Origin of the sequence: Neobacillus sp. YIM B06451, assembly GCF_032667185.1 — a bacterium.
Classification (GTDB): Bacteria; Bacillota; Bacilli; order Bacillales; family Cytobacillaceae; genus Bacillus_D.
Window position 1 is genome coordinate 148102 of sequence record NZ_JAVFKJ010000004.1, and the last position, 17206, is coordinate 165307.

The 17206-nt window shown below is 44.8% G+C and carries 17 protein-coding genes; 13 read left to right on the forward strand and 4 right to left on the reverse strand.

Going from position 1 to position 17206, the window contains the following annotated elements; translation table 11 throughout:
• The first annotated feature begins 71 nt into the window (after positions 1-71).
• From RB160_RS10470 to RB160_RS10505, 8 genes are all read left to right on the forward strand, one after another.
• On the forward strand, positions 72-1337 hold the full coding sequence (locus RB160_RS10470; protein WP_316570213.1) for an ABC transporter substrate-binding protein: 1266 nt from the start codon (positions 72-74) through the stop codon (positions 1335-1337).
• A gap of 146 nt (positions 1338-1483) precedes the next feature.
• Positions 1484-2383: a carbohydrate ABC transporter permease gene (locus RB160_RS10475; protein ID WP_316570214.1), complete on the forward strand. Its 900-nt coding sequence runs from the start codon at positions 1484-1486 to the stop codon at positions 2381-2383.
• Between the two features lie 16 nt (positions 2384-2399).
• On the forward strand, positions 2400-3227 hold the full coding sequence (locus tag RB160_RS10480) for a carbohydrate ABC transporter permease (protein WP_316570215.1): 828 nt from the start codon (positions 2400-2402) through the stop codon (positions 3225-3227).
• 70 nt (positions 3228-3297) lie between these two features.
• Entirely contained in the window at positions 3298-4938 is a 1641-nt protein-coding gene (locus RB160_RS10485; RefSeq protein WP_316570216.1) for a glycoside hydrolase family 13 protein, read from the forward strand.
• A 73-nt stretch (positions 4939-5011) separates the two neighbouring features.
• Entirely contained in the window at positions 5012-5167 is a 156-nt protein-coding gene (locus RB160_RS10490) for a DUF1540 domain-containing protein (protein ID WP_316570217.1), read from the forward strand.
• Positions 5168-5352: 185 nt separating this feature from the next.
• Positions 5353-6603 carry an ATP-binding protein gene (locus tag RB160_RS10495; RefSeq protein ID WP_316570218.1) on the forward strand — a complete coding sequence of 417 codons (1251 nt, stop codon included), beginning with the start codon at positions 5353-5355 and terminating at the stop codon, positions 6601-6603.
• Positions 6604-6797: 194 nt separating this feature from the next.
• Entirely contained in the window at positions 6798-8480 is a 1683-nt protein-coding gene (locus tag RB160_RS10500; protein ID WP_316570219.1) for a glycoside hydrolase family 13 protein, read from the forward strand.
• Between the two features lie 117 nt (positions 8481-8597).
• Complete coding sequence (locus RB160_RS10505; protein WP_316570220.1) at positions 8598-8978, forward strand: RidA family protein; 381 nt, start codon at positions 8598-8600, stop codon at positions 8976-8978.
• A 39-nt stretch (positions 8979-9017) separates the two neighbouring features.
• Here RB160_RS10505 and RB160_RS10510 read toward each other — a convergent pair whose 3' ends face one another.
• Positions 9018-9530, reverse strand: a complete 513-nt coding sequence (locus RB160_RS10510) for a hypothetical protein (protein ID WP_316570221.1) — start codon at positions 9528-9530, stop codon at positions 9018-9020.
• A 96-nt stretch (positions 9531-9626) separates the two neighbouring features.
• Between RB160_RS10510 and RB160_RS10515 the strand changes: the two genes are divergently transcribed.
• From RB160_RS10515 to RB160_RS10530, 4 genes are all read left to right on the forward strand, one after another.
• The gene (locus RB160_RS10515) at positions 9627-10214 is read left to right on the forward strand and encodes a vWA domain-containing protein (RefSeq protein WP_316570222.1); all 588 of its coding nucleotides are present in this window, start codon (positions 9627-9629) and stop codon (positions 10212-10214) included.
• Positions 10215-10225: 11 nt separating this feature from the next.
• Entirely contained in the window at positions 10226-10780 is a 555-nt protein-coding gene (locus RB160_RS10520; protein WP_316570224.1) for a DUF4352 domain-containing protein, read from the forward strand.
• 379 nt (positions 10781-11159) lie between these two features.
• Positions 11160-12887, forward strand: a complete 1728-nt coding sequence (locus RB160_RS10525) for an ABC transporter ATP-binding protein (RefSeq protein WP_316570225.1) — start codon at positions 11160-11162, stop codon at positions 12885-12887.
• A 227-nt stretch (positions 12888-13114) separates the two neighbouring features.
• Entirely contained in the window at positions 13115-14485 is a 1371-nt protein-coding gene (locus tag RB160_RS10530; RefSeq protein ID WP_316570227.1) for an MATE family efflux transporter, read from the forward strand.
• A gap of 75 nt (positions 14486-14560) precedes the next feature.
• On the opposite strand, the gene RB160_RS10535 is transcribed toward RB160_RS10530, so the two are convergent.
• Complete coding sequence (locus RB160_RS10535; protein WP_316570229.1) at positions 14561-14761, reverse strand: YwbE family protein; 201 nt, start codon at positions 14759-14761, stop codon at positions 14561-14563.
• A gap of 1 nt (position 14762) precedes the next feature.
• The gene (locus RB160_RS10540) at positions 14763-14957 is read right to left on the reverse strand and encodes a hypothetical protein (protein WP_316570231.1); all 195 of its coding nucleotides are present in this window, start codon (positions 14955-14957) and stop codon (positions 14763-14765) included.
• A gap of 200 nt (positions 14958-15157) precedes the next feature.
• On the opposite strand from RB160_RS10540, the gene RB160_RS10545 reads away from it, so the two are divergent.
• Positions 15158-15727: a hypothetical protein gene (locus tag RB160_RS10545; protein WP_316570233.1), complete on the forward strand. Its 570-nt coding sequence runs from the start codon at positions 15158-15160 to the stop codon at positions 15725-15727.
• Between the two features lie 474 nt (positions 15728-16201).
• Here RB160_RS10545 and ilvA read toward each other — a convergent pair whose 3' ends face one another.
• On the reverse strand, positions 16202-17155 hold the full coding sequence (gene ilvA, locus RB160_RS10550; RefSeq protein WP_316570235.1) for a threonine ammonia-lyase: 954 nt from the start codon (positions 17153-17155) through the stop codon (positions 16202-16204).
• Between the last annotated feature and the right edge of the window lie 51 nt (positions 17156-17206).

Genomic DNA, 17206 nt, shown 5'->3' on the forward strand with positions numbered 1-17206 from the left:
TCAGCAACTATAGTCTCTAGAGATTAACTCTCTTAAGATATCAAAAATAAAAATTGAAAGGGGCTCTGATAATGAGAATGAGAAAGTGGCTTTCAACAGTGGGGGTAGCATCAGTACTAATGGCAGGTATTCTTGCCGGCTGCAGCAAAGATTCATCCGGAAACAAAGACAGTGAGGGGTCTAAAGAGAGTGGAAAACCGGTAGAGGTTACCCTGGCAGGATGGGGAGGCAACCCGACTGAAGAAAAACTTCTGAAGCAGGTAATTGAGGATTTTGAATCGAAACATAAGGATGTCAAGGTAAAATACGAAGTCATTTCCGAACAATACATGGATGTTATTAAAACAAGGCTGATTGGCGGCGAAGGCCCGGATGTATTCTATCTAGATGCATTCGAAGCGCCGGCTTTGATTGAAACAGGTGTCCTTGAGCCGCTGGATGAGTATGTAACAGATGACTTTGATGTTGAGGATTTTGAAAAGCCATTGGCAGAAGCATTTATTCAGGATGGAAAAACATACGGCTTCCCTAAGGATTACTCAACACTTGCATTGTTTTATAACAAAAAAATGCTGAGTGATGCGGGTGTGGAGGTTCCGAAAACATTTGAAGAATTCCGCGAGGCTGCAAAGAAACTAACCAAGGATGGAGTGTATGGATTTGGCGTCGCTCCTGAGCTTGCACGCATGTTCTGGCTTGGCGAGTCTACTGGCGGAGATATCGTAAAAGACGGTAAGGCGAACTTTGCTTCACCAGAAGTCGTGAGCGCTCTCCAGCCTATTATCGATATGCATAATGTTGATAAAACCGCAGCCGAGCCAAAAGAAGTAGGAGCGAACTGGGGCGGTGAGATCTTTGGACAGGGCAAATCTGCTATGGTCATAGAAGGAAACTGGGCAATCCCTTTCCTTGCCGATACATTCCCTGATATTGAGTACGGAACTACTGAATTGCCAACAGTAGATGGAAAACATTCGACTATGGCTTACTCTGTTGCTTATGTAATGAATGGTGCTTCGAAAAAGAAAGAGGCTTCCTGGAAGCTAATCTCTTATTTGACAGGTAAGGAAGGCATGGAAACGTGGACCAGCTTAGGGTATGCCCTGCCAACCAGAAAGTCTGTTGCTGAAAAGCTCGGCTATGACAAAGATGAACTGCGTGCCGCCCTTGTTGCCGGTGCATCATACGCGACAGTTTGGTCAGAAGGCACGAATCTTCCAATCATTATGAACAACTTTAATAACCAGTTCTTAAGTGCTTTCCTCGGCAAGCGTCCGCTCGAAGAAGCTCTTAAAGAAGCGGAAAAGCAGGCGAATTCGGAAATTGATTCAAAGTAATGGAGTGTACGGGAAGGGGAATAGGCGATTCCCCTTTCCCTCCTTTTATTCTGCAGGACTCTTTGTGCCGAAGTCTCGGGACTTCGACAGAAACAGTTTTGGCAGCCAAATGGAGCGCCATATTTTTATAAAAGGAGATGCAGAGAATGAAAATCTCATTTTCCCGGAGGAACCTGCGTGAAGCCGGCCAAGGATATACGTTTATATCGCCCGCGTTAGTGGTATTGCTCATATTTATTGTCGGGCCTATTTTTTACACGCTATTCCTTTCGTTCCATAAAGTACAGCTGCTCGGAACAGCCACATTTGATTTTATCGGCTTCGGCAACTATGAACGGATTTTGAATGATACAAGGGCGAAGATCGCTTTATGGAATACGTTCAAATATGTTGTGGTTGTAGTCCCGTGCCAGACGATGCTCGCGCTCATTCTCGCGGCTACACTGAACGCAGGAATTAAGGGGCAAAATTTCTTCCGGATTGTCTACTTTCTCCCAACATTGACATCATCAGCTGTTTTAACCCTTATTTTTATGTGGATGTATAACAAGGAAGGGCTTATTAATACGATTTTGGAGTCTATTGGGCTTCCAACCTATAATTTTCTTGGCGACCCGAACATTGCCTTAAATGCGATCATGATTATGAATATTTGGTCAACTGCGCCGTTTTTTATGGTCATTTATTTGGCAGCCCTTCAGGACATTCCCGATTCGCTATATGAAGCGGCTGAACTTGACGGCGCGAATGCAATCCAGAAGTTTTTGAACATAACCGTCCCGCATTTAAGGCCGGTTACATCGTTTGTCGTTATTATGGGCTTGATTGGGACATTCCAATTGTTTGACCAGTCGTACATATTTTCCGCCGGGTCCGGCGGGCCGGATAACTCCACCTTGACAATCGTTCTTCTTGTTTACCAATATGCGTTTAAAACGTTGGGAACGATGGGCTATGCTTCCGCGCTTGCATTTATATTGGCCATTGTCATCCTTATAGCAACGCTTATTCAACGGAAATTTTCCAAGGAAGAATCATTGTATTAAAAGGGGGTATACAAAAATGAAGAGGAAAACAAGCATCGGAAAGGTATTCCTGTATATCATCCTTGGAGCTTACGCCGTTACGACAATGGTGCCATTTTTATGGGCAGTGTCGTCATCGTTTAAGACACTCTCAGAAATAGTCAGCGGTTCAATGAGCTTTATTCCAAAGAATTTCACACTAGATAACTATAAACAGATTTTCGTAGAGCAGGAGCATTTTCCGCGCTGGATGTTCAATAGCCTTTTTATTGCAAGTGTTGGCACAGTGCTGAATCTGATCTTTAACTCAATGGCGGGCTATTCCCTCGCCCGGCTGAAATTTCCGGGTAGAAAGCCGATCTTTATCCTTATCCTTGCAGTCCTTATGATTCCGGCCCAGGTTACAATGATTCCGAACTACCTGATTTTAAAACAGCTTGGCTGGCTGAATTCCTACCAGGGGATGATCGTCCCCGGGATGATCAATGCAACGTATATTTTTATGATGCGCCAATTCTTCGTCAACTTTCCAAAGGAATTGGAGGAAGCAGCCGAGATGGATGGGCTGAGCCGATTCGGAACCTTCTTCCGGATTGTTCTTCCATTGGCAAAACCGGCGCTTGCCGCCCAGGCAATCTTTATTTTCATGGGATTCTGGAACGATTTTATGCGGCCGTTGATTGTTATGACTGATATTGATATGTTTACGCTCCCTCTTGGCCTGAATACGTTCAAAGGACAATTCGTCAGCTATTGGAACTACATTATGGCGGCCTCAATGGTATTTACTTTGCCTGTGTTATTAATCTATGCGTTCTTTAATCGCTATTTTATAAAAGGAATTTCTTTTACAGGCGGAAAGTAATGCAAAAGTTGCCCTGATTCTGGTTCTTCCGGATTGGGGTTTTTATCTATACAGGAAACGGGGGATGGCATTGAATAACCAATGGTGGAAGGAAAGCGTCGTTTATCAGGTGTATTGGCGGAGCTTTTACGATACAAATGGGGACGGCTACGGCGACCTGCGCGGCGTCATCGAAAGGCTGGACTATATTAAGGGCCTTGGGGTGGATGTTATCTGGCTCAACCCGTTTTATGCGTCGCCGGATAAGGACAACGGGTATGATATTTCTGATTACTATTCTATTATGCCAAAGGCTGGGACGATGGGGGATTTTGAAGAGCTGCTTGATGGGGCGCATAGTCGCGGGTTAAAGGTTATGATGGATTTGGTTGTCAACCATACCTCAGATCAGCATCCATGGTTCCTGGAATCCAAGTCCGGAAAGGATAGCCCGAAGCGTGATTGGTATATTTGGAGGGATGGAGTAGACGGGAGGCCGCCGAACAATTGGCGCTCGTATTTTTGCCCGTCCGCCTGGGAATACGACCCGGCAACCAATCAATATTATTTTCATTCCTTCGCCGTCGAACAGCCGGATTTGAATTGGGAAAACGAAGAAATACGCAAAGAGATCTATAAAATGATGCATTTCTGGCTCCGGAAGGGAATCGACGGCTTCCGCCTGGATGCTATCGCCCTTTTAGCCAAACAGGAAGGGTTTCCGAATGCCGACCAGCCGGAGGACATCAGCTATCTTACGAATAATCCTGGTGTGCATGATTATTTAAAGGAAATGAACAGGGAGGTATTCAGCCATTATGATATCGTGACGGTTGGCGAGGTAGCATTTGTTTCCCCGGAAGAAGGGCTGCTGTATGTAGATGAGCAAAGGAAAGAATTAAATACGTTGTTCCACTTTGAAGTATGCGATGAGATGCCGACATGGGATTTAAAACAGTTTAAGGAAATCCAAAAACGCTGGTACGAAGGGTTATGGGGAAGGGGCTGGAACTCACAATTCCTGAATAACCATGACCATACTAGGCTAGTCACCAGATACGGGAATGATGGCTCTTACAGGGTTCAGTCGGCAAAGCTTTTTGCCGCGATGCTCCATTCCTTGCCCGGGATACCATATATTTATCAGGGTGAGGAAATCGGCATGACCGGGGCGCGTTTCGACTCAATCGATGACTATAACGATATCGCCATGAAAAATAAATACCGGGAATTGTTGGTTGCCGGTATGAGCCCGGAACAGGCTCTTGCTGTTTTGCAGCCTTTAAGCAGGGATAACAGCCGTACGCCCATGCAGTGGGACAGCAGCTCGAATGCAGGTTTCACGGCGGGGGAGCCATGGATAAAGGCCAACCCGAATTATAAGGAAATAAATGTAGAGGCCGAATTGAAGAATCCTGATTCCATTTTTTATTTTTACAAAAAATTGATTGAGTTAAGAAAGACATACAAAGCATTTGTATATGGAGACTACCAGCCGATTCTTGAGAATCAAGAGCACGTTTACGCGTATACGAGGACGTATGGAGAAGAAACTTTGCTGTTCGTTTCGAACTTCCAGGAAAATGCGTATTCCGTCGTGCTTCCTGCAGGATTCAGCATGTCGGAGGGACGGATGCTGATTGGGAATTATGAAACCGTTGGGTATGAAAGGGAAAACACATTACAGTTAAGGCCATATGAGGCGAAAATCTATTTGTTTGCTGAAAAATAGGAACGGGACCGATTGGATTATTGTTCTATTAAAAGGGGTAAAGTTCCATAAATCTTTTCTAGGAGGGCTTCCCTTGAAAATAGAAGTGAAATGCAATGTGGATAATTGCAAGTACTGGGCAGAGGGCGATGAGTGCGTCGCCGATTCAATTTTTGTAATTGGACAAAATGGCAGGGAGGCTGCCAATGTAGAAGAAACAGCCTGCAAAACCTTTGAAAAGCGGGAATAGAACATGTAAACCGGACGGAGTATCGTCCGGTTTTCCTATTATCCTTTTGAGTATTGGCAATGTTACGAGGTTCGGCAAAAAAAATTAACGATTTTCAGAGAAATGAAACAGGGATTGGAGGTTTTTTAGAGAATTTAGATTAATATGTAAAAAGATGCCTAATTAATGTTTAAGGAGAACGGCCAATGCTTGTGAATATTGGACATGTTTTAAACCAGGTACTAGTTGTCCTTTTTCCAATCTGGTTTTACCATTTGTTCTTGCATAAAAACGGAAAAAAGGAAAATGGCTTGAAACCAAGACTCCTGTTTGTGCTTTCTCTCTCGCTCGTCCTGACTCTCACTTTCTCTGTTAACTATTCCGATAAGTTGATTTACGATTTAAAATTAATTCCCATCATCATTGGGTTTTTGTATGGCAACCCATTAACCGGTTCAATCCTCTTGCTAATTGCTATGGGCTACAAGATTCTATTCCAAGAAGGCCATCCTCTCGTAACCGTTCTGAATTTTGCAATTGCAGGTGGCTTGCTGGCGGTAATTTCCAGGAAATTCAGGGACCACTCTTTACGGTTCAAAGTTATAGCCATAAGTGCTGTACACTGGGTCATTACGATAACGCGTGAAATATGGCTTATTGCGAATAAACATTCCGATGAAATTGGAATTGTTTTCATTTTTTCGATTATTGCCTGGCTTACGCTTATGTCCGTCGTTTTCATTTTTGAAAACCTGAAGAGGCAGGTTGAATTGGAAGAAAAGGTCCAGCGGGCTGAACGGTACAATGTGATTGGGCAGCTGGCAGCCTCGGTGGCGCATGAAGTCCGCAACCCGATGACCGCTGTTAGGGGTTTCCTGCAACTAATGAAAAGAGATGACAATTTGACAGATTCACAAAGGAGATATATAGATATCTCGATAGAAGAATTAAATCATTCCCAGGCGATACTGACGGAGTACCTATCCCTGGCAAAACCGGCAAGTACGGATATGGGAATACTTGATTTACAGTATGAACTTCATAAAATCATAGAACTGATGAAATCGTATACGAACCTTCAGACAATCTCGATTACCTCCTCAATCGAAGCCGACCTATTCATCAAAGCCGACAGTTCCGAAATTAAGCAGGTCTTTGTGAACCTGATAAAAAACAGCATTGAAGCGATTGGGTCAAAAGGGGAAATTAATATTCATGCCTGGAAAAAAGGGTCCAATATTTTTGTAGCCATAGAAGATAATGGCGCGGGTATGTCCAAGGAACAGTTAAGGTACCTGGGAACGCCATTTTACTCAACAAAGGATAAGGGAACTGGGGTTGGCCTCTCTGTATCGTATAAAATTATCCACTCCATTAAAGGGTCAATAAAAGTAGAGAGTGAACAGGGGAAGGGGACCAAATTCATCATTCGAATGCCTGCATATAGCACCGACTAATAATAGCTGTAATGTGCTGCCTTCCAGGGCAGTTTTTTTATATGTACGCATTTTTAGAAATAAGGGAATAGGGCAACTTGGAGGAAAGATCCAGCCTGGAATGATACAATGAATGCGACTGTCGAACTGGCAGGATGATGTATGGATACAAATGAAAACTTGATAGATATATATGTGAAAAGAGGGAAGAAGCAATGCGGCAAACGAATTGGTGGAAAAAAAGCGTAGTCTATCAAATCTATCCGAGAAGCTTTTATGATTCGAACGGGGACGGAATTGGAGATATCGCCGGAATTTCACAAAAGCTTGATTACCTGAAGGAGCTTGGGGTCGATGTTATTTGGCTTAGCCCCATCTATGATTCACCTAATGACGACAATGGCTATGATATTCGTGATTATTATAAAGTTATGGAAGAGTTTGGGACGATGGATGATTTTGACGAGCTCTTGGCCGCGGCGCATGAACGCGGACTGAAAATCATCATGGATCTTGTCGTGAACCATACTTCAGATGAGCATGAATGGTTTGTCCTGTCCCAAAGTGGGCGGGATAACGCTTATCGAGACTTTTATTATTGGCAGGATGGAAAAGACGGAAGGGAGCCGAATAATTGGGGATCGATCTTCAGCGGGCCTGCCTGGGAATACGATGAGGAAACCGGACAGTATTACCTTCACATTTTTTCCAGGAAGCAGCCGGATTTAAACTGGGAAAATCCAACATTGCGTAAACAAGTATACAAGATGATGAAATTCTGGCTCGATAAGGGCATTGATGGATTCCGGATGGATGTCATAAATTTCATTTCGAAAGTGGACGGCCTTCCGGATGGGGCTATGGAGGAAGGGGCTCTTTACGGGGATGGAAGCCCGTATTACATGAATGGCCCAAGAATCCATGAATTCCTCCAGGAAATGAACGAGGAAGTACTCTCCAAGTACGACATTTTAACGGTTGGTGAAATGCCTGGGGTAAGGGTGGAGCATGCGAAGGTATACACGGCTCCGGAAAACAAAGAGGTAAATATGATCTTTACCTTTGAACATATGGGACTTGACAGCGGCCCGGGTGAAAAGTGGAATTTAAAGAAGTTAAACCTCGTCGACCTGAAGGAGAATTTTGAAAAATGGCAGAAAGCCCTTCATGGAACCGGATGGAACAGCCTTTATTGGAACAACCATGACCAACCTCGGATCGTCTCCCGGTTTGGAAACGACAGGGAGTATCGGGTTCTTTCCGCCAAGATGCTTGCGACTTGCCTGCATATGCTTCAGGGGACTCCTTATATTTATCAAGGGGAAGAAATCGGCATGACCAATGTGCGGTTTGACTCCATTGAGGAGTATAAGGATGTCGAGACGCTCAACATGTACAAGGAGAAGCGTGGTATGGGTATTCCGCATGAAACGATCATGGAGTCGATTTATGTGAAGGGCCGTGACAATGCCAGGACCCCAATGCAATGGTCCGGCGGGCGGAACGGGGGATTCACAGAAGGAACCCCTTGGATTGGAATGAACCCGCGGTATACGGAAATTAATGTTGAAGAGGCATTGAGTGACCAGGATTCCATCTTTTATCATTACAAGCATCTCATCTCATTACGAAAGAAACTGGATATCATTACAACAGGGGATTTCAACTTGCTCTACCGTGATCATCCGGCGCTGTTTGCCTATGAGCGCAGGTCGGTCGACGAAAAGCTAATTGTGCTCTGCAATTTCGGCGAGGAAGAGATAGTACTGGATGATATGGGTCTTATTGGCGAGGCCAGGGGCTCGGAAGTAATTATACAGAACTACAAAGAGGTCCAACTTGAAGAATCGAGCCTCGTGTTAAAGCCGTATGAAGCAGTTGTTTTTTTAAAAAAATGATTGAGTAAATTTTAAAAAAGCAGCTGCCTGATGTTTCTGGAGGAAAAGAGCAACCCTTCTCGAACTATTTACAATGGAATGGTGCCTGACACCAATTATCGAAAGGGAGATGGTTGAATGGTGAGGAAAGCGTACGAATCGAAGGATGCGAAAGCGGTTGGGCCGTATTCGCATGCTGTGGATGCGGGAGACTTGGTTTATTTATCCGGGCAAACGCCGATTGATCCAACGACAGAGGAATTGGTGAGTGGCGGTATTGGCGAACAGACGAAGCAATGCTTTGCAAATCTATTTGCTGTCCTTGAAGCTGCGGGGCTTACACCGGATAATGTAGTGAAGGTAAATGTCTATTTAACGGATATGAAAAACTTTTCGGAAATGAATGAGGTTTATAAAACACAGTTTTCCGAACCATTCCCCGCAAGGACAACGGTTGCTGTTTTGGCGCTGCCGCTTTGGGCTGATGTGGAAATTGAGATGATTGCGAAAAGGCCATAATTTAAAGAAAAATCCAGGGGTGGCAATATCCCCTGGATTTTATACTGTGAGCCCACCAAGTGGCTTAAGGCTGAAATACTCCAATGCTTCGTTCACCTGATGGATATCATAAATTCCTTTTTCGATGCAAAATTGAATTACGAGGTCGGAAGTATCGCTGTCCGACAAAGAGTAGCCGGCCGAGCTTAATAGCTTGCCGGTTTCTTTTTTATTCAGTTCCAGCGCGAGTGCAAGGGCAATTACCGTATTTTTGCCCGGGCGGTAGTTAGGATTGGAACGGATTTTTGAAAAGTGGCGGCGGTCAACTAAAGCTTTTTTGTAAATATCGGAATCCGTTACTCCCTTCCTGTCAATGTAGTTGAAAAGGACCTCCCTCAGGACTGGCTTCCGTTTCTCTTCGATAAACTCTTTCATCTCGATAGGAGAGATGCTTTCCAAAATAACATCCATTTTAAAGCTTTTGTGGTAGCTCATGGATTCTTCTACAATCAGTACCTCAAGGTGGTCATTTATATATTTCTGCAATTCCTTCAAAAACGTTTGATCGAGCATTGTGGCCGACCTCCATATTTGTCGCCCCGCAGGCGACCAAATGATTGGCTTTTCAAGTTACTATTATATCAATTAAAGCAAAGGAGTTGGCGTATTGTGAAGAAAGATTTAACGGAAATAATTTTTCTGCTAGACCGCAGCGGTTCCATGGCCGGCCTCGAGCAGGATACAATTGGCGGATTCAATTCCTTTTTGAGAAGGCAATCCAGCCTTGAAGGGGAAACGGTTGTCACGGCGGTCCTGTTTGACGACAAGTATGAGACATTATGGAACGGGGTTAATTCGGAAAACGTGACACTGACGGACAAGGAATATTTTGTGAGAGGGTCAACTGCTCTTCTGGACGCGGTAGGAAGGACTATTGTCGATGTCGGATGCAGACTAGGCAGAACGGAAGAGGACAAGCGTCCTGGCAAAGTTATTTTCGTAATTACCACAGATGGGATGGAAAATGCCAGCCGGGAATTCACCTATGAAAAAGTAAAAGAGCTTATCCGGCACCAACAGGAAAAATACAGCTGGGAGTTTATCTTCATGGGGGCGAATATCGATGCCGCTCAGGAAGCGGGAAACCTTGGCATCGAACCAAAGCAGGCTTTTCGTTTTGAGGCATCCCACAAAGGGGTCGAAAAAATGTTTAGCATGGTCTCGGAAGTAGTATCGGAAGCCAGGAAAAGAAGGTAGGGGGAAATGATATGAGGAGCATGGCAAAAAGAAAGATTGGGGCTTTATTGACAGTTTTACTGGCATTGCTATCAGTATCTGGTTGTGGAGAATTGGAGGAAACGCCTGAAAAAGTAAGCCAGGCAGCGGAAGGCGAATCTTCGGAAAAGAAGGAACAGGTAACAGAAGAAAAAGTGGAAGAAGTTTTTAGTGTAGGGGAGCAAGTTAAGCTTGGGGATAATATTCTTACTGTTTCAAAGGTAGATAAGTCTAATGGCAGTGACTTCGATAAGCCAAAGGCCGGACATGAATTTATAATCGTTACAGTCGAAATCAATAATGCCGGCGATAGAAATATCTCCTATAACCCTTTTGATTTTAAGATGGCCAACAGCCAAGGGCAGATTGTTGATCAAGCATTCACAACTGTAGATAGCGATACCTCCCTTCAGTCTGGGGAACTCGCGCCAGGTGGAAAAGTGTCAGGAACCATATCCTTTGAGCAGCCAGCGAATGATCAAGGGCTGCAACTTCATTACACTCCAGGGTTCTGGTCGGACAGCACAATCAAAATCAATCTACAATAAAGAGTAAAGCCAATTTTCCATGGGTGGCCTTTTTCTGTAAAATATCAGAGAGTAGATTGTAGCAGAGAAAAAAGAATAGTATTCGTTTAAGGGAGCGGCCATACCTGGCTGCTCCTTTTATAGTGGGATCGAACTTGTAAAACTAGAAAAAAGGAATAGATGGAAAATGATATAGGCTATGTGGGCCACATTGTGCCTTTCAATTCGACAAATTTCGGGTGGTGCCAGGCACTGTTCGCATTTCGACAAACTTCGGGTGGTGCCAGGCACTGTTCGTATTCCGGTTTCCGATAAAATTATAGAAAGTGAGGATTATAGTGTTGTGAATTGTCCTGGATTTGGCATATAATCACAGGAAGAACATGGGGGGATAGATGGGATGATAAGGCGCTTTTTTACATATTACCGGCCTCATAGAAGGCTATTTATTATTGACTTCAGCAGTGCTGTCATCGTGGCGGCGCTTGAGTTGGCTTTTCCGCTTGCGGTCAAGTGGTTCATTGATGAACTACTGCCGGGCGGTAACTGGAATGCAATTATCGGGGTCAGCATCGGGCTTCTTCTATTATATGTTGTGAGCACCCTCCTCCAGTTTATTGTGAACTACTGGGGGCATAAGCTCGGAATCAATATCGAAACCGATATGAGGCAGGAGCTGTTCCAGCATGTCCAAAAACAATCGTTTCGGTTTTTTGACAACACCAAAACCGGACACATCATGAGCAGGATCACCAATGATCTATTCGATCTCGGAGAACTCGCCCACCACGGCCCGGAGGATTTGTTCATTGCGGTGATGACGTTTGTTGGGGCGTTTTGGATCATGCTGACCATCAATGTCAAGCTTGCGCTCACGGCCATGATTATCGCGCCATTCCTAGTTTGGCTGATTTCCTATGCTAACCGGAAAATGAATGCTGCCTGGAAAAACATGTACAGCGACATCGCGGACGTCAACGCCCGGGTCGAGGATAGTGTAGCCGGGGTTCGCGTCGTCCAGTCTTTTACAAATGAAGAATTTGAAGTTGAACGTTTTACGAAAAATAACAGGAGATTCCGGAGGGCAAAGCTGGCTGCCTACAAGGTAATGTCGTTTAGCTCCTCTGGCATTTATATGTCGACAAGGCTTATGGTCCTGATTGTCCTTGTATACGGCTCTTGGCTAAGCTTCACTGGCAGCTTGAGCTATGGGGAACTGGTCGGCTTTGTCCTGTATGTCAATGTCTTGTTCAAGCCGATTGACAAAATCAGTGCTATTCTCGAGTTATATCCAAAAGGCATGGCCGGCTTCAAGCGGTTTACCGAATTGATGGACCAGAACCCGGATGTAGTCGATGCCCCGGATGCTATAGAAGTTCCTCATTTAAAGGGGGATATCACATTCAAGGATGTTACCTTCAGCTATGATACCAACAAACCCGTCCTCGAAGGAATTAATCTCGATATCCATCATGGTGAGACGGTCGCCTTCGTTGGTCCGTCAGGCGCGGGGAAAACAACAATTTGTTCATTGATTCCGCGTTTCTATGATGTGACTAGCGGAAGCATCTCTATTGATGGAATCGACATCCGTGATATGACGAAAAAATCGCTCCGTTCACAAATCGGCATCGTGCAGCAGGATGTTTTCCTTTTCACCGGAACACTCCGCGAGAATATTGCGTACGGCTCGCTTGGAGCGTCACAGGCAGAAATAGAAGATGCCGCGAGAAAAGCCCATCTTGAGGAGTTTATTGCTTCGCTCCCTGATGGCTATGAAACCCAGATTGGTGAGCGTGGCCTGAAACTTTCAGGAGGCCAAAAACAGCGCATTGCAATTGCCCGGATGTTCCTGAAGAATCCTCCGATCCTTATTCTTGATGAAGCGACATCCGCGCTTGATGCCGAAACCGAGCGGATTATCCAAAAGGCGCTTACCGACTTGTCCAAAAATCGGACAACGCTTGTCATTGCACACAGGCTCGCGACAATCCGTAACGCAGACCGGATTGTCGTCGTTACGGAAGAAGGGATTGCTGAGGAAGGAAGCCACGACGAACTGATTGAACAGGGAGGCATTTTTGCCAACCTCCATAAAGTACAGTTTGAAACATCCCTATCCAACTAAACGACAGCCCGCTGGATGCAAGCCAAAACGGTTGCAACAGCGGGTTGTTTTTTTAAAAAAAGGCACGGTATGCTGTTGTTGTTCAGCTCCCGTACGATATCAATTACCAGCTAAATACAAAGTCATTTTTTTGAAAAAAGTATAGACACAAACTGGAAAATGCACTAGAGTAGGGAAGTTGTATTAAAAAACCGTAAGTGAAGATGTTTTAAAAGAAGGTGGAATACATGGCAGAAGCAGCCAAGAAAAAAAGCTTTATAGAACCTGGATTATTTGCTTTGACATGGCCAATTTTCATTGAGTCTTTTTTGCATATGCTAATGGGCAGCACGGATACGTTCATGCTTTCCTATGTCTCTGACGAAGCGGTGGCGGCCGTTGGGGTGGCTAATCAGCTTGTATTTTTTACGATTCTTATCTTTGGATTCGTGGCTACGGGAACAACGGTGCTTGTCTCGCAGAATCTTGGAGCAGGCCTCGTAAAGGACGCCAGAAGGATATCGGGAATTTCTATATCTCTCAATCTCATTTTTGGGATTGTGATCAGTGCGATTGTCGTCCTGTTCAAAGGGAGTTTTTTAAACCTTTTTGGCCTTACTCCGGAAATCCATCGGCTGGCAGAACAATACCTTACGATTGTAGGGGCAACCTTGTTTTCACAGGCCCTTCTCGTCACAGCATCATCGATTTTGCGCGCGAATGGCTTCTCAAAGGAAGCTATGATGATTTCAATCTTGATGAATATCATCCACCTTGTCGGAAACAGCCTTTTTATTTATGGGCTCTTCGGCATACCGCAGCTTGGAATTCAGGGGGTAGCGATATCGACAGCGATCAGCCGGTTCATCGCGGTTGTGATGATTTTCTGGCTGCTGTATAAGCTCCTTCCGGTAAAAATCAAAAAGGAAGACTATACGAACTTCAGCCCAGTTTTTATTAAAAAAATCCTGAAAATCGGGGTTCCGTCCGCGGGGGAAAACCTTGTCTATAATACAAGCCAGATGGCAATGACCGCCATCATCGCCTTGATTGGCGCGATGGCTTTGACGACTAGGGTTTATACATGGAACATTATGTCGTTCATGATGCTCTTCGCAATCGCGCTTGGGGCAGGGACGCAAATCCTGGTTGGCTACAGAATCGGGGCGGGGGACTATGATGGTGCTTACCACCGTCTTTTGAAAAGCCTTAAGTGGAGTCTCTTGATGACGATTGCCGTCGTTATCCCAATGGTCTTTTTCCGGGAGTCCCTCCTTGATATCTTTACGGATAACGAAAAAATCATTGCCGAAGGGGCGAAATTGCTGTTGCTTGGAATCATTCTTGAGCCAGGAAGGACATTTAATATCGTGATCATCGCGGCATTGAGAGCGGCCGGCGATGCGAATTTCCCTGTAAAAATGGCGTTTTTGTCGATGTGGGGAATCGGCGTGCCTGTCGCCTATTTACTCGGCATTACGATGGGGATGGGCCTCGTCGGAATTTGGATTGCCTTTATTGCAGATGAATGGTTCAGGGCAATCATCATGTACTATAGGTGGAAAAGCCGTGTATGGGAAAGCAAATCCCTTGTCGAGAAAAATATACAGCCGGTATAAGGCTGAAAAACAATTCTTTCAGCATTTCATAAAGTACAAAAAAAGCATTCAAGGATTTCGGTCCCTGAATGCTTTTTAGTTCTCTGCATGGACTTTCTTTACCCGGCCGACCTGGCCGTCCGTGAGCCTGACTTTAATGCCGTGAGGATGATTTGGGGATTTTGTGAGAATATCCTTCACAATCCCTCTCGTTAGCTTGCCTGTTCTCTGGTCCGCTTTCAGGACAATGTCGACAGTAATTCCTGGTGTAATGTCCTTCCGGTTTTGTCCGTCCATTTTAAGAGCCCATTTTCCTGCGTGTATTGCTTGGTTTTTTCGTCATCTGGCTCTTCATTTTTTTCGTTGATGTATCTGTGGCGCCATTCCCCTTTGCCGCGGCCGCCTGGTTTTTCTTGTTGGCAAGCTGCTGCTTCATGGCCTCCTGAAGGCTGATTTTCTTTTTCTCGGTTCCCTGGTTCGTATTCTCAGTCATTGGAAAATCTCCTTTTTAATAGTGATAGTCAATAAAGTATAATCTATTTTCAGTTGTTTGGGAAATAGGGGCCATGGGAAAAATCTAAAATATTCTTAGGTGACTCGCGGGAAAGGGAACCAAAATTTGAGCGAGTATGAAAATATTAACAAGATCTTTATAATTAAATATAATACAAGTGCATTGGGGGAGACGGCTGAATGGAAGGAAACAGGGTTTTGAATTTTACGATAGATAAAGAGTTGATTCAAAAGTTTGAAATGGCTTTAACCTTAAATAATGAAGATTCGCAGGATGTTTTTACCCGATTCATGAAGCAATATGTTTCTGATAGTTTTTCAAAAGCGTCAGAAGGTTTGGGGATTGGAAGGAGCGAAACGAAGGAGAAGTCCGGGAAAATAACGGATGAAATGGCCCATGTTGCTTATACATATGCTAAGAAAGTCTACCATGGTGTATTAAGCAGGACGGACGGCAAATTGGAGATTGCGAGATTAACAGGAATGAACCCGGGGTCAGCGCAAGACTATATTACCGATTTCCTCGCAATGATGGAGGGTAAGGAATACCACCGTGTAATGAGTAATTATGGAACGAAATACTTCTTGGAAAATATTAAAAAGGATTACGGGGAAGCGGCTTACATTAAAGCATTGGAAGCGACTGAAAAGCATATTAAATACTATAACTCCCTTGGGTATGGAAAGTTAAAAGCAAAGGAAGAACTAGTAAAGAAACTGCGGGAAAGAATAGGGCAGGACAATAGCTGAAGAACATTGTTATTAAAACCGTTTTGAGTGGAATTAATGAGTGAAACGGTCTAGACAGGGTTTCTCAAGACCGTTTTGAGTGGAATTAATGAGTGAAACGGTCTTGACGGGGTTTCTTAAGACCGTTTTCAGTGGAATTAATGAGTGAAACAGTCTTGACAGAGGTTCTCCGGACCATTTGGGGTGGCATGTACTCATGAAACGGTCTTTACGAGATTTATGAAGACAGTTTTAAGCTGACATAACCGCCGAAAGTGTCTTCACCAGGTTTATGAAGGCAGTTTTAAGTCGCCTTAACCGCCGAAAGTGTCTTCATCGGGTTTATGAAGACATTTTTGAACCGCTTTGGCCACTGAAACTGTCTTCATCAATTGTAAGGGCGCTGGAACACGGATCAATAAGAAGGTGAATTTTTTAAAAAAGAAAGCCATACCGCTTTAGGAAATGGCTTTCTCTTCTTTATATGGCCACGGTTCACGCCAAAAGGGACACGGTTCCATCCTGGGCTAACTGTTGAATAAAGCCCAGCCGGGATACATCCATGTTGCCGCCGCTGACGATGATGCCGCAGTTTTTGGAGCGGATGGTGCTACGGTTGGCGAGGAGTGCGGCAAACGCTGCCGCACCGGCGCCTTCGACTAATGTTTTTTTCCTTTCAAGCATGTAAACAATTGCAGTGGCGATGTCGCTCTCGCTTACGGTAATCATATCGTCTACATAATGCCGGATGATGGGAAGGGTCAGTTTCCCGGCTTCTTTTACAGCAATGCCTTCCGCGATGGTTCCGACATACCGGCTGCCTGGTGCAGGAAGGTTATGAAAATGATCATGCATAACCTTTGCACCTTCCGCCTGGACGCCGATGATGCGGATGTTCGGCTGCATATGCTTGGCGGCAACGGCAACTCCGGAAATCAGGCCGCCGCCACCAACCGGGACCATCAGTGTATCAAGAAAGGGCTGCTGCATAAGCATTTCCACCGCTATCGTTGCCTGTCCGGCCATGACATGGTAGTCATCGAATGGATGGAGAAAGTAGCTCCCCGCCCTTTTCTGATCGATGCACGCTGCCTCATACGCTTCTTGAAAAGAGGCCCCGGTAATGACTGCCTTCGCACCGTAATTTTCCGTCGCTTTGATTTTGGCATCGGGTGTATTTTCAGGCATGTAGATTTTTGCTGTAATCCCTCTCCTCGAAGCGGCGAATGCAACGCCTTGGGCATGGTTGCCGGCTGATGCGGCAATGACGCCTTTTTGCAATTCCTTTTCCGTCAGACGCGACATTTTATAGCTTGCTCCGCGAATCTTAAATGCTCCGGTCTTTTGCTGATTTTCCATTTTAAAAAAGACATTTTTCCCGACAAGATTATTCAGGAATGTAGAGGTTGTAAGCGGAGTGCGGTAAACCGTCTTCGCCAATTGTTCCATTGCATCGGAAATCATGTTAGTCGTTAAAGAATCCCCAAGGGGTTCACGCTC